11 protein-coding genes are annotated in these 13,617 nt (G+C 65.0%); all 11 read right to left on the minus strand.

Going from position 1 to position 13,617, the window contains the following annotated elements:
- The 11 genes from D3874_RS15690 to D3874_RS29390 all read right to left on the minus strand — a co-directional run bounded on the left by D3874_RS15690 (position 1) and on the right by D3874_RS29390 (position 13,612).
- Positions 1–786, minus strand: a complete 786-nt coding sequence (locus D3874_RS15690) for a fumarylacetoacetate hydrolase family protein (protein ID WP_119778912.1) — start codon at positions 784–786, stop codon at positions 1–3.
- Positions 787–967: 181 nt separating this feature from the next.
- Positions 968–2,347: a DUF1329 domain-containing protein gene (locus D3874_RS15695; protein WP_158596055.1), complete on the minus strand. Its 1,380-nt coding sequence runs from the start codon at positions 2,345–2,347 to the stop codon at positions 968–970.
- Positions 2,348–2,375: 28 nt separating this feature from the next.
- Positions 2,376–4,409 (minus strand): DUF1302 domain-containing protein, encoded by a 2,034-nt coding sequence (locus D3874_RS15700; RefSeq protein WP_119778914.1) that lies wholly within the window; start codon positions 4,407–4,409, stop codon positions 2,376–2,378.
- 173 nt (positions 4,410–4,582) lie between these two features.
- Positions 4,583–5,431, minus strand: a complete 849-nt coding sequence (locus D3874_RS15705; RefSeq protein WP_199699091.1) for an alpha/beta fold hydrolase — start codon at positions 5,429–5,431, stop codon at positions 4,583–4,585.
- A 128-nt stretch (positions 5,432–5,559) separates the two neighbouring features.
- Positions 5,560–7,974: an efflux RND transporter permease subunit gene (locus D3874_RS15710; RefSeq protein WP_119778915.1), complete on the minus strand. Its 2,415-nt coding sequence runs from the start codon at positions 7,972–7,974 to the stop codon at positions 5,560–5,562.
- Position 7,975: 1 nt separating this feature from the next.
- A complete protein-coding gene (locus D3874_RS15715; protein WP_158596056.1) occupies positions 7,976–8,953 on the minus strand; it encodes a WD40/YVTN/BNR-like repeat-containing protein in 978 nt (325 codons plus the stop codon).
- Between the two features lie 271 nt (positions 8,954–9,224).
- Positions 9,225–10,103, minus strand: coding sequence for a VOC family protein (locus D3874_RS15720; RefSeq protein WP_119778917.1), 879 nt, complete (start codon positions 10,101–10,103; stop codon positions 9,225–9,227).
- A gap of 226 nt (positions 10,104–10,329) precedes the next feature.
- Positions 10,330–11,373: a ferredoxin--NADP reductase gene (locus D3874_RS15725; protein ID WP_119778918.1), complete on the minus strand. Its 1,044-nt coding sequence runs from the start codon at positions 11,371–11,373 to the stop codon at positions 10,330–10,332.
- A gap of 76 nt (positions 11,374–11,449) precedes the next feature.
- A complete protein-coding gene (locus D3874_RS15730) occupies positions 11,450–12,649 on the minus strand; it encodes an acyl-CoA dehydrogenase family protein (protein WP_119778919.1) in 1,200 nt (399 codons plus the stop codon).
- 139 nt (positions 12,650–12,788) lie between these two features.
- Positions 12,789–13,280, minus strand: coding sequence for an alpha/beta fold hydrolase (locus D3874_RS29385; RefSeq protein WP_199699093.1), 492 nt, complete (start codon positions 13,278–13,280; stop codon positions 12,789–12,791).
- A complete protein-coding gene (locus D3874_RS29390) occupies positions 13,202–13,612 on the minus strand; it encodes an alpha/beta fold hydrolase (RefSeq protein ID WP_199699094.1) in 411 nt (136 codons plus the stop codon). Before D3874_RS29390 ends, D3874_RS29385 begins: the two co-directional genes overlap by 79 nt.
- Positions 13,613–13,617 lie beyond the last annotated feature (5 nt).

Raw genomic sequence — 13,617 nt, forward strand, 5'->3', positions numbered from 1 at the left:
TCAGGCCACGAAATTGCAGTGGCAGGTGCCGATGCCCTGGATCGTCACGCCGATCGCATCCCCGGCCACGACCGGGATCAGGGCGGCGAGCGAGCCCGAGAGGATGACCTCGCCGGCCTTCAGCGGGATGCCCTTGGCGCCCAGGGTGTTGGCCAGCCAGGCCACGGCATTGACCGGCGAATCGAGCGTCGCCGCCCCGGCCCCGGTGCCGACGATGCGGCCGTTCCTGGTGATCACCATGCCGGCCAGGGCCAGATCGAGACTTTCGGGCGAGACCAAGCGGTCGCCCAGCACGAAGACCCCGCACGAGGCATTGTCGGCCACCGTGTCCTCGATCTTGATCTTCCAGTCAGTGATGCGGGAATCGACGATCTCCAGGCAGGCCATCACGCCTTCGGTCGCTTGGAGGACCTGGGCATTGGTGATTCCGGGACCGATCAGGTCACGCTTCAGCACGAAGGCGATCTCGCCCTCGGCCCGGGGCTGGATCATGGCCGACATGGGAATGTCGCCACGCTCGGGCACGATCATGTCGGCCAGGAGGATGCCGAAATCGGGCTGGGTCACGCCCAGCATCGACTGCACCGGGCGCGAGGTGACGCCGATCTTCTTGCCCACGATCTTGTTCGCCCCGACCAGGCGGCGGCCGACGAATTCGGTCTGGATGGCGTAGGCATCGTCGACCGTCAGGCCCAGGCCGCGATCGGTCAGCGGCGACAAGGTCCGGCGCCCGATCAGCGCCGTGTAAAGTTCCAGCCCCAGCTCTTCAATCTTGCTCTGGTCCATCGCGCCTACTCTCTACAGGGACCCTGTCGTCATCCCGGCGAAGGCCGGGATCCACGGCTATGGCAATACGGGTCTGCCCCAGTGCTCCACGACAGTGGATCCCGGCCTTCGCCGGGATGACGATGCGAGTTGTGTCTGCACCCGGGATCCCGAAGCCGGGATCCCGGGAAGATCTATGTGATTAAACGCCCTTGCGCTTCAGCTCCTCGGCCGTGTAATCGGAGAGCTTGCGGCCGCCCTGGTTGAACTTGGGTTTGTCCGACACCTCGTTGGTGAGGCGGTCGGCCATGTAGGCGCCCGAGATCAGGTCGTGATAGCAGGTGATGCGGGTGACGAAGACCTGCGCCGCATAGTCGTAGGACACGGTGTTGAGCGCAAAGCGGTAGAGCTGCTGACGCGCGTCGTACATGTCGGCCATCAGGGGCTGGCCCGAATCCTCCTCGACATAGAGGGTGCGGGCGGCATAGATGTGGCGGATGCCGGGTTTCAGCTTGGCCTTCAGCACCCAGACGCGGTGCAGTTCCCAGCGCACGAATTCCGGGTTGAGGTGCGACTTGCCCAGCAGGTCCTTGTACTTGATATCCGGGCTGTCGACCTCGTAGTTGTTGTAGGGGACATAGAATTCCTTCTTGCCCACCAGTTCCCAGTCATAGCGCCGGGGCGACTGGGTCCAAAGGCGGGTGTCGTCCACGGTGTGGAAGCCGCCCGGCCCGAGCGGATAGTCGCCGGCCACTTCCGGCACCTGCTTCACCCGGCGGGTGCCCGGGATGTACTGATAGGACTGGGTGGGGCTCTTCTCGAAGTCCCACCATTCGCGTACCAGGGTAATGGTGCCGCGCTCGCGTTCGGGCTTGGTGGTCGAGCGGAACAGGAAGGCGGATTCGATGACCCCGGTGGAGCGCTGCACATTCGGGTCGAAAGGCGGCGCATAGATGTCCCACTGCTGGCCGCCCCAGGCGATGTTGCCGTCGGGGTAGACCACCGCCTCGTCATAGGTGCCGCGCTCGGTGAAAGCCTTGGGCGCCGTGATCGAGGACCAGATCGACTCCAGGCCCGACTTGGGGAACGGGAAGGCGCAGCCGCCCAACACGTTGGTCACCCCCTCGCCGCTGGGGGTGAGTTCCGCGTTCTGGGCGTTCAGCTTGTACTGTTCGTGCGTCCAGTCCGAGAAGCGGAAATCGCGATGGCACGGGTAGACGTTCATCTTGAACGTCGCCCCGTATTTCTCGAACATCGCCTGCTGGCCGGCCGACAGCTTGTCGGCATACTGCTTGTAGTTCTGCGCGGTGATGGTGAACAGGGGCTTGTCGCCGGCATAGGGGCTGACCAGCGGCTTGCCCGTGCCGGCGAAGGAAACGCCGTCCGGCGTGCCCAGCCACTTGCCGGCCCAGGGCACGATGGAACCGTCGGCATTGCCTTCCTTGACGGCGCCGACCGGGGTCAGCGACGTGCCGAGCTTGGCGATCTCGTCGGCTGTCGCCTTGGCCCAGCCAAGGCGGGGGCCGGCGGCGGCGACGAGCGCGGCGGCACCGACACCCTTGACGAAAGTCCTGCGATCCATCGCTATCCTCCTTGTATGTTTTCTGTTCTCAGAACGTGTATTTGACGGTGGCGACGACATAGTCGCGGTCGGCCAGGGGCCGCTCGGTGCGGTGATAGGAACCGAGAAAGGCGCTGTACATGACCGACAGTTCCAGATTGTTCAGGTAGCGGAACTTGACTCCGCTGGCGAGGCGCACATCGCCGTTGCCGGTCAAGGCGCCCAGCGAGCCGTTGTAGGCCGGCGTACCGATCGCCTGGCCGAAGATGATGGGAACCGACATGTCCCAGCCGCCCGGGAAGATGTCGGTATAGCCGAGCTCGACGATGCCCTGATAGCCCCAGGAACTGGTGTCGTTGGTCAGCTCGTCGAACTTGTTGATGTTGTTGCCCTGGCCGTCCTTCAGGGGCTGACCGTTGACGTCGTAGAGATAGAGCGTCTCGTGGTCGATCACCCGGTTGTAGCTGACCTCGAAGACCACGGTGATCGAATCCCAGAAATCCGAGGCGCCGCCGACGTAGAGGCCGTTGAGATTGGCCTGGATCACGTCGCCCAGTACCGGCTGGGGCGCGGTAATGCCGGAAATATTGCCGTCGACCAGCATGGGGGCATCCTGGCGATAGGCGAAGTCGAAGCCGAAATTGATCGGCCCGATCGAGGTCGAGGCGCTGGCGCCATAGAGCTTTACGTCCTCGAAATATTTGGCGACGTAGTTGTAGGGCAGATAAAGGGGCGCCATGACAGCGACCACGGCGTCGGCGCCATCGGCTATCTGCTGTTCCAGGTTGCCGCAGATGCCCAGCACACCGCAGGCCTGGATGAGAGCGCTGCCGACCGTGCTCGCCCGCGTCGGATCGGTCTGGACATGGGAGATATCAAAGACCGGCAGCGGATTCTTCTCGTGATATTTCAGGAAGTAGAAGCCGGTGTTGAGGCCGTCGGTCACCGCATAAGTGAAGCCGACGCCGAACTGCCCCGTGTTGTTGGGCTTCTTCTCGCCCATGTAGTTGATGTCGAAACGGCCGGTCGCGGGATCGCCGATGCCGGCCAGATTGTTGCTGATGATATCGGACAGGATCTGCGAGACCTGCGCCGGCAGGCCGAGTTGGGTACACTCCGGGATCGAGGCGCTGAGCGTGCAGGCATTGGCGTAGTGGCCGATGATGTCGGGGAAGGGATTGGTCGAGCCATAGGCGAATTCCGACCCCGGCCCGATCAGGTCGGCGCGGCTGAAATAGCTCCCCACCCCGTCGAGCTGGTTGTAATCCCAGTCGGGCTGATAATAGGCGACCACGCTGAGCCGGTCGGTCAAGCCCCAGTTGACCGACGCCTGGGGTATGGGCAGGAGGATGTCCTTCACCTCGGCACCCGGGGTATTGGCCCTCGTGGTATCCACCACCGCCTGGGACAGCGAGATATTGCCGAAGAACAGGCTTTCGCCCCAGGCCACCACCTGGTTGCCGACGCGAACGCTGAGCGAGGTATCGAAGACGTCGAAGGTGCCATAGGCGAAGGCGTCGAGCAGGCGGAAGCGGCCGCCGTTGGCATAACGCGTCTGGCCGGGGAAATGATCGGCGGCGCCGCCCCTCTTGTTGATGCCGTCGGGATAGTCGACCTCGTTCGAGTTCGCCATGTGATAGACGAAATCGTAGTAGCCGTTGCCGCTCAGCTTGAAGCCGTAGTCTTCGTATTTGAAGTTCGCCTCGGCCAGGGCGCTGAAGCCGTTGGTGAAGAAGTCGCCCTTCTCGAAGTTCCGGTTGGGATCGTCGAAATTGTAACTGCGCGGCGTGTTGGTCGACTGATAGTAGGGCTGGAGGAACGGCACTTGCGGCACCAGGACGATATAGGCCGCATCGGTGTCGGGCGAGAACGAGCGCGGGCTCGCATCCTCGGCCCGGATACCGGCCTGGTAGGTCGTGGTCACATTGACCGACAGTTGCGCGCCGCTGTCGAAATCATAGACCTCCGACAGGGCCGAGGTGGTGCCGGCCAGGACGCCGGCGATGACGCTGGCGCGCAGCGCGACCTGGCTCACCGATTGCCGCAACCGCCTGTCGCCTAAGCGATACCCCTTGCTTGCCATGTGACCTTCGCCCCCGATTTGTGCCGCACCTTTGGCGGCGTCAGGCGCGCCGCTGTGCCGGCGCTGCCCCTTTATCGCTCGATCAAGTCGCCGTTGGTCTCTTCTGCCAAGAGACTTTTTGCACCATGGTGGCGAATATCCGCCACCCCGGCACGGCTCCGACGGGTACGCGCTTAAGCCACATCCCTGGCCAGGAACGCCAGGATCTCACTGTTGAAGTAGTCACGGTCCTCGATCATCACCCAGTGGCCGCACTGGTTGGAGATGATCACCTTGGCCTGCGGGACACGCTCCAGCAGGATCTGGGCATGGGCCACCGGCAGGAACTTGTCGTGGCTGCCCCAAAAGGCCAGCACCGGGCACTTGATCTCGCCCAGGCGATCGGCATAGACGCCGACCTTCATGGTGGCGTAGACGCCCATGGGCTGCTCCAACGCCACCGGCCAGCGCTCGGCGACCGCCTCGTCGGTAACGTGGCGCGGGTCATGCACGAGATGGGCGAGGAGATCCTTGAAGCCGTCGAGCTCGTAGGGCCGGGTCGAGATGAACTGCATCATCCGCAGCACGCCGGCCATGGTGAAGGCGTATTCCTGGGGTTCCTGCAGGCCGCCCGGCGCCATCAGCACCAGCTTGGGCACCATGTCGGGATAGGTCAGGGTGAACTGCAGGGCGATTGCGCCGCCCAGCGAATTGCCCACCGGCACGACCTTGGTGATGCCGAGGCTGTCGAGCAGCGCCTTGATGGCGGCGACATGCAGGTCGGTCGAATATTCCAGGTCCTCGGGCTTGGACGACAGGCCGTAGCCCAGGTAGTCGGGCACCAGGGCATGGAAGCCGGCGCCGGCCACCGCGGGCATGTTGCCCTTGAAATTGGAGTAACCGCTCGCACCGGGGCCTGAGCCATGCAGGAAGAGGATGGTCGGCTTGGCCGCGCTGCGCGTGCCGGCCTCGTGGTAGTGCAGCTTGCGCCCCGCCTCGAGTTCCAGGTACTTGCCGACCGGTATCGCCGTCTTCTCGCTCACGCCTTCCCTCCACTGGATTTCGGGTTGTCCCCGACTTGGGTTGAACATCGCCCGAGGGGCGACGGCCCGCATGGTCCGTACAGACTAGGCAGCCCAAACCCGTGGAAATCCGCCGTTCCTATTCATGGTTAACGGCCCGACACGATGGCCGCATCGGCCGCCGCCGCACCCGCTTTTTCCTTGGCGAAGCCCTTTTCCGGCAGCAGCCAGGCGGCCAGGGCGGGGAGCAGGAAAATCGCCCCCAGCACATTCACCAGGAACATGAAGGACAGCAGCAAGCCCATGTCGGCCTGGAACTTCAGCGCCGAGAAAGCCCAGGTGCCGACGCCCACCGCCATGGTGACGGCGGTGAACAGGGCGCAGGTGCCGCGCTGCTTCATGGCCTCGTAGAAGGCCTGGCGCACGCCCTGCCCCTCGTGGCGCATCTGGTGGATCATCCGCTCGTAGATGTAGATGCCGTAGTCGACGCCCACGCCCACGCCGAGCGCGATCACCGGCAGGGTCGAGACCTTGAGCCCGATGCCGAGCTTGGCCATCAGCGCGTTGCAGAAGATCGAGACGATGGTCAGCGGCACGATGATGCAGACCACCGCCTCCCACGACCGGAAGGTCAGGAAGCACAGCAGCGAGATCGCGCCGAAGATCGACAGCAGCATTTCCAGCTCGGCCTCCTCGACCGCCTGGTTGGTGGCCGCGATCACGCCGATATTGCCGCTGGCCATGCGGAAGGCGACGTTGGGCGTCTGGTCGCCGGCGATGAACTTCTGGATCTCCTCGACCACATGGGCGACCAGGGCGCCGTCGTGGTTCTTCAGGAAGATATCGACCTTCATGGCCTTGCAGCCTTCGGTGTTCAGGCCGATGTCGGGATTGTAGCCATAGCCGCCGACCGCGAGCCCATTGGAATCGCGCGGCAGGTTGGCCCAGCGCGGGTTGCCCTCGTTCATGCCGGCGATGACCATCTTGCCGATGGCCGGCACGGTCAGCACCGACTGCACGCCCGAGATGCCCCGGGCGAACAGGTCGAAGCGATCGACCGCCGTCATCACCGAATGGTCGAGGCAGGCCTCGTTGAAGCCCGTGGTCTCGACGATCACGGTCAGGATGTCGGTGCCGATGTCGTAACGCGACAGGATCGCGCCGTTGTCGACATTGTAGCGGTCGCCCGGCCACAGCTCGGGCGCACCCTGGCCGACGTCGCCGGTCTTCAGGCCGCGGGCATCGATGGCGGCGAAGACCGACAGCACGGCGGCGATGGCGAAGGCGATGGCGGCGGGCTTGCGCAGGGCAAGGCGCGAGAGCATCCACCACGAGCGCCGCACGTCTTCGCCGTCGTCGACCGTGTGGGCACCCCGCTTTGCCGATTTCTCGAGGCTGGTATAGGACAGCAGCACAGGCAGGATCAGCTTGTTGGTCGCGATCATCAGCATCACGCCCATCGAGGCGGTCATGCCCAGTTCGCGCACGATGTCGATCTGGATGCGCATGATCACCAGGAAGCCCAGGCCGTTGGTGATCAGGGCCAGGGCGCCGGGCACGAACAGTTGCTGGAAGGCCTGGCGCGAGGCCTCGACCGGTTCGGCCCCAGCCAGCGACGCCTGCTTCCAGGCATTGGTCATCTGCACGGCATGGCTGACGCCGATCGAGAAGATCAGGAACGGCACCAGGATCGAGATCGGATCGATGCCGGCGCCGACCATGGGCAGCAGGCCGCCCAGCCAGATCACCGGCAGCAGGGCGACCGCCAGCGACAGGAAGGTGAGCTTCACCGAGCGGCAGTAGAGGTACAGCAGCAGGCCGGTGATCGCGAACGAGATCAGGAAGAAGGCCATGACGCCCAGCAGGCCGTCGACGATCGAGCCGACGATCATGACGAAGCCGATGACGTTGACCTCGATGTTCTGGTTCTCGTACTTGGCGCGCATCTCGTCGAGCTTGTGCGCCAGCTCGTAGTAATTGACCTGGATACGCTCGCCCGCGACGTTCTCCTGGATCTCGAACATGATCATGGCGTCGCGGCCGTCGTTGCCGACCAGGCGGCCGATGATGCCGGCGTCGCCCACGTTGCGGCGGACCTGGTCGAGTTCGGCCGGCGTCGCGTTGAAGGTCTCGGGGATGATCGGAGCGCCGACGAAGCCTTCCTCGGTGATCTTGGTATAGCGCTGGCTGGGCGAGAAGATCGAGGTTACACGGGTGCGATCGACATGGGGAATGAAGTAGACCTCGTTGGCGAGGTTGCCCATCGCGGTCATGAATTCCTTGTTGTAGAGATCGCCCTCACCCTTCCAGTGAATGTTCAGCACCACCCGGTTATGGCCGGGGAAGATCAGGGCGTATTTGGCGAAGGCCTGCATGAAGGGGTGATCGAACGGGATCAGCTTGATGAAGCCCGGGTCGAGCTGGACGTTGCGCGCCTCGTAGCCCAGGAAGCCGGTGATCGCGATCGCCAGGGCCACCACCAGAACGCGGAAGCGCAGCAGCAGGTTCGAACAGGTCTCGACCAGGCGTTGCGAGAGGGATGCGCTGTGGGTCGTGGTCGCCATCTTACTGCCCCCCTGCCAAGGCGGCCACCGGCCGGCCCAGGGTAATCTCGGAAATGCCTTTTTCGCCGCCGGTCAGGAGGCGCCCCGGCGCCAGTTCGACACCGGCCACGAAGGCCTCGCGCCCGCCCGAACGTTCAATGCGGAAGGTGGCCCCGCCGTCGGCCGACACCATCACCGTGCCGCCCTGGCCCAGCAGGACCAGCTTGCCGTCGGCCAGCAGGACATGGCCGAAGAACGATGCCTCGGTCCCGGTCGCAACCTCGCCCCAGGTGGCGCCGAAATCCTCGCTGCGGAAAACATGGCCCAGCATGCCGTAGATGACCCAGCGGGCATCCGACAGGCGCACCACGCCGTAGAGCGAGCCGTTGTAGTCGATCTTCATCGGCGTCCAGGTCTGGCCGCCGTCCGGCGAGCGCTGGGCCTGCGCCATCTCGCCCGCCGCCATCATGCGCCCGTCCTGGGACGAACAGGAGACCGCGTTCAGGTGCGGCCCGTCGGGCAGGTCGATCGGCACGGCCTCGAAGCTCTTGCCGGCATCGCGCGACACCAGCAGGCGGCCGAAACTGCCCGAGACGAAGACCTGGCCGTTCTGGCCGGCGCAGATCGAAAACAGCGGATCGGAATATTCCTTCTCGAAGCGCACCGGCGCCCAGGTGTCGCCGCGATCCTCGCTGCGCAGGATCAGGCCGTCGTGGCCGACCGCCAGGGCGATCCGATCGTCGACGAAGGCGACCTGGGTCAGGGTCTGCTCGACCCGAGCCACCTCGGCATTGCCGTTGACCTTGGCATCGCGCCAGCTGGCCGCGCGATCGTCGCTGACCAGGATATGGCCGCTTTCGCCGACGGCGACGATCCGCTGGCCGGCCATGGCCAGGCCGTTGATGCGCAGCCGGTCGGCCTGGGTCGCGGTGGCCGGGAATTCAGGCAGAGACCGGGGATAGAAGGCATAGGCAGCGACGACGGCCACAAAGACCGCCATCAAGATTCCGAGCGCGCGATTGGCCATCTACCCTAAGTCCTCTCCCCGTGTGGGCTGCGGCTTTGCGCTGGCCCCGCCGGTGCGCCTGCGCGCCCGGCTTTTGCTAATGCTTATCGCCTTGACCGGCCCAACCCAAGCAGCGTTCGTACAAAACTGGCGGTAATGGATGGAACGGGAAGCGTGGACGCCGCCGGCCGAGGCTCGAATGACCGGTGCGTGCCGCCACTTCCCGTCCACCGTGCCGGCCCAAAGGCCGGCATGGCCCGAGCTTTCAACCGCCCAGGCGGTGGCCCCAATGGCTGGGCAAGGTGGTTTCGAAGGCCTGGTGATTGGTCCAGTCCTTGACCACCCCGCCCCAGCCGTATTCCAGGGCAAAGCCGCCGGGCGTGAAGATGTAGAACGACACCATGTCGTCGTTCACATGCCGTCCCAGGCCCATCAATACCGGCACCTGGTGTGCAGAAACCCGGTCGAGCGCACGGCCGACCTCGTCGAGGCTGTTGACCTCGATCATGACGTGGATGCAGCCGGCGGGGCTGGGCATTTCGGCCAGGGCCAACGAATGCTGGCGCGGGTTGCAGTGATAGAACTGGATGCGCATGGGCGGCATGCCCGGCGCCATCGAGATCTTCAGAATGTCGGACAGGCCGAAGCCACCGACCTGCGTCCAGAACTGGTGCGCGGCATCGAATTCGCCCATGGCCGGCAGCACGACATGGCCCAGGCCCATGCCCTCGGTCACGAAGCCCGAGACGCCGATGGGCGAGATGAAGCGGCCGAAATCGGAAATCGGGCCCCAGTAGACCTCGTGGCGGTTGCCGACCGGATCCTGGAAGCTGAAAAAGGCCTGGACATGGCGGATGGCGGCGTCCTCGGCGCTGCCATCCTCGACCGCCACGCCGGCAGCGACCAGGTGGTCCCGGGCCGCCGTGAAGGCCGGCTCGTCCTGCAATTCCCAGCCCGAGGCGATCAGGCCGTCCTGCTCGGCGGGCAGGATCAGGAAGCGGAACTGACGGCTGTCCATCTTCAGGTGCAGGCGGCCATCGGGCGCATCGATCGCCATGAGGCCCAGCACTTCAGTCGCGAACTGCCGCCATTTTTCCTTGTCGGTCGACCCGACGACGACGTAACCCAACTCACGGATGTGCACGCTGCCCTCCCGGACATTACTCGGGGCTCGTTACCCCTCTCGTCTCTAGGACCCTAGACGAAAGGTCAAAACGATCATCGTCCACTTGGATTACGGGGAAATAAGCCCTCTCCTCCGAGGGAGGAGAGGGTTGGGTGAGGAGGTCGCCGGGCAGGGCGTCGACAGCGCGAAGCGGCCCGACCCACCTCCCCCAACCCCTCCCCCCGCAAGCGGGCGGAGGGGAGATTTATTCCGGGAAGCTGACCTTGACCTTGGGCGTCAGCGGCAGCGACTGGCAGGCCAGGATCCAGCCTTCGGCCAGGTCGTTCTTGTCCAGGATGCTGTTCTTGGACATGCGGATGTCGCCCTCTTCGAGCTTGCACATGCAGGCACTGCAACTGCCCATCCGGCAGGAATAGGGCGCATCGACGCCGGCCTCGAGCAGCACGTCGAGCAGGTGGCGTGAGGCCGGCCAGTCGACCGTGTGGGTGGCGCCGTCCAGCAGGACTTCGACCGCGGTGTGCGGCTGGCCCTCGGGCGACGCGGCCGCTTCCGCCTCGATCGCGGCGACGATGGCGACCGGATCGCCGTCGAGCGAGATGAACTTCTCCAGATGGATGCGCGAACGCTCGACCTTCAGGCTTTGCAGGGCCGCCACGACACCGTCCATGAACGGTGCCGGGCCGCAGATGAAGGCTTCGTGCGTCGCCGCATAAGGCTTCACCAGCCCGGCGAGCTGCTCGACCGTCGGCAGGCCCTGCACGCTTTCCAGCCAGTGCAGCACGGTGAGACGGTCGGCGTGGCGCGCCGCCAGATCGCGCAGCTCCTGCGCGAAAATAACCGAACGCTCGTCGCGGTTGGCATAGACGAAGGCGATCTTGGCCCTGCCCTTGAGCAGGGCGGATTTCAGGATCGACATGACCGGGGTGACGCCGCTGCCGCCGGCGAACAGCATCAGGTCGCGATCGAGGTTCTTGGGCACAAACACGCCGGCCGGGGGCAGCACCTCGACCGTGTCGCCGACATTCAGGTGGTCGCAGATCCAGTTGGAACCGATGCCGCCGTTCACCCGCTTGACCGAAACCTTGGGCGCCTCGCCGGTGAAGGGCGAGGAGGCCAGGGAGTAGCAGCGCGCGACATGGCCTTCCGCGTCGCCGATGCGCAGGGTCAGGAACTGCCCGGGCTTGTAGGCGAAACGCTCGTGCAGGTCGGCCGGCACCGCGAAGACGATCGACTTCGCATCCGGGGTCTCGGTGATGACCTCGGCGACCTTGAGGGAGTGATACTGCATCGGCTGCATTAAAGGCCCGCTATCCGGGGCCGCACCTTGCGGGCGGCCCATCACATGGTTCGAACAGGGGCGAGGATCAGATGAAGAAGTCGGTGTTGTCGAGCCCCAACATCACCCCACCCCAGTTGCGGCCGATCGAGTCCATCTGGTTGGCCGCATGGGCCCGCGCGGTGGAAATGTCGGCGAAAATTCGCGCGAAGGGCTTGCTGTGGAACACCGCGGCGCCGCCGCCGGCCTTGAACAGGCGCTGAGCCAGGTTCGAGCAGCGCTCGGGCACTTCGGCCGACTGGAAGCGATACATCATGCGCTGCGGGATTTCGGTGAATTCGCCGCGTGCCGCCTGGTCGTACATCACGTCCATGTTGCGGCGCAGAACCAGCTTCATCTCGTCGATCGCGGCCACCGTCTCGGCACAGACGAGCTGGGCCGAACCGTCTTCCGCGGTCTTGGCACCGGTCACCGTGGTGCGCTTGGCACCATATTCCAGGAAGGCGTCCAGCATCGCCTGCAGGGCGCCGATCGCCGCGGTCGAGACCGAGCGGATGAAGATCTGGGCAAACGGCATGCGGAACAACGAGGCCGTGTTGATCGCATTGCCCGGGCTGTTGCACATCAGCCCGTCGGCCATCTTGTGGGTGCGATATTCCGGCACGAAGACGTTCTTCACCACGATGTCGTGGCTGCCGGTGCCGCGCAGGCCATGAGTGTCCCAGGTATCGACGATCTCGTAGTCCTTGCGCGGCAACAGGAAGGTGCGGGCGTCCAGGTTGCCCGACTCAGGGTCGACCAGGCCCCCTAAGAAAATCCAGTCGCAATGCTCGCAACCGCTCGAAAAGCGCCAGCGGCCGTTGAAGGTGTAACCACCTTCGACCGGCATGGCCTTGCCCGTCATCATGTAGGTGGACGAGATCAGGACAGAGGTATCCTTGCCCCAGACATCCTGCCCCGCCTGATCGTCGAACAGCGCCATCTGCCAGTTGTGGCAGCCGATCACGCCGTAGCACCAGGCGGCCGACATGTCGCCCTCGGCCAGCGCCATCAGCACGTCGTAGAAGACATTGGGATGCATCTCGTAGCCGCCCCAGCGCTTGGGCTGAAGCACCCGGAACAGGCCGGCGGCCTGCATTTCGGCGATGGTTTCCGCCGGGAGACGGCGCTGCCGGCCGGATTCCTCGGCGCGCGCCTTAAGGGCCGGGATCAACGCCCGCGCCCGCCGCAGGATTTCCTCCGCCGTCGGCACGATTGCGATGATTTCAGCTTCGCTGCTACCGTCCATAGCCAGTCCTCGATCTTTCCGGTCCCCTGCCGACGCCAACACCGCCGGCCTTTAACTGTTGTGGCGGATGATGGTCGCCGGGGTCGGGGGCTACATCGTCTAACCGGACTAACCGAGGATTCCCGCGCCAATGGGGCTGTCAGGGCCGGGACAGGAACGCTTCGATGACCGCGGCGGTCTCCTGCGGCCGCGAAACGATGAACATGTGCCCGTCCTCGATCATCTCCAGGTGCGCCCGGGGGATGAGCGAGGCCAGGATCCGGCCGTTGATGGGCCGCACCAGTTGATCGTCGCTGCCCATCAGCACCAGCGTCGGCTGCCTGATCAGGGGCAGCCAGGGCAGGCTGGTCCAGCCGCTCATGGCCAGCAATTGCAAGGCATAGCCGAGCCCGCCGGTGCCGGTCATCCCCTGAAAATGCTGGTCGACCAGGCCCAGATCCCGGCCAAAGGCGCCGCCATAGATCTTGGCGGCATTGCGGCGCAGGTAATCCCTGTCGTAGTAGCGCCGCGGCGTGACGAGCTTGAGCATCGTCGAGAGCGACCCCGGCACCATCAGGACGCCGGGCGAGGTTGCCGCCAGCACCAGCCGGCGGCACAACCGGGCATGGTTGAAGGCGAATTCCTGGGCCACCCCCCGCCCCAGGACACGCCGGCGGCATCGACCCGGTCAAATCCCAGCCTTTGGACGATCCGCGCGCCCAGGCTGGCGATGCTGCACGGGCGATAGGGCAAAAGGGGCAGCGGCGATTTGCCGATGCCGGGGACATCGAAGATGATCGCCGTCCGCCCGGTCAGGGCATTCAGGAACGGCCGGGCCAATTCCCAATTGGCGCCGATGCCGTTGAACAGCAGCAGAGGGGGCTGGCCGGATGCCCCCTCCTTGACGGCGACACACAGCTTCTGGCCGCCCACGTCGATTTCGCGAACCTCGATTTCGCTTTCACCCGCTGCTACATCGTCCACGCCGC

It is taken from the genome of Oleomonas cavernae (assembly GCF_003590945.1).
In the GTDB taxonomy this organism is placed as follows: domain Bacteria; phylum Pseudomonadota; class Alphaproteobacteria; order Zavarziniales; family Zavarziniaceae; genus Zavarzinia; species Zavarzinia cavernae.

Excerpts from the sequence above, each read along its gene's own strand:
- D3874_RS15690 (WP_119778912.1), bottom strand. The coding sequence starts at position 786 with ATGGACCAGAGCAAGATTGAAGAGCTGGGGCTGGAACTTTACACGGCG.
- D3874_RS15695 (WP_158596055.1), bottom strand. The coding sequence starts at position 2,347 with ATGGATCGCAGGACTTTCGTCAAGGGTGTCGGTGCCGCCGCGCTCGTC.
- D3874_RS15700 (WP_119778914.1), bottom strand. The coding sequence starts at position 4,409 with ATGGCAAGCAAGGGGTATCGCTTAGGCGACAGGCGGTTGCGGCAATCG.
- D3874_RS15710 (WP_119778915.1), bottom strand. The coding sequence starts at position 7,974 with ATGGCGACCACGACCCACAGCGCATCCCTCTCGCAACGCCTGGTCGAG.
- D3874_RS15715 (WP_158596056.1), bottom strand. The coding sequence starts at position 8,953 with ATGGCGGTCTTTGTGGCCGTCGTCGCTGCCTATGCCTTCTATCCCCGG.
- D3874_RS15725 (WP_119778918.1), bottom strand. The coding sequence starts at position 11,373 with ATGCAGTATCACTCCCTCAAGGTCGCCGAGGTCATCACCGAGACCCCG.
- D3874_RS15730 (WP_119778919.1), bottom strand. The coding sequence starts at position 12,649 with ATGGACGGTAGCAGCGAAGCTGAAATCATCGCAATCGTGCCGACGGCG.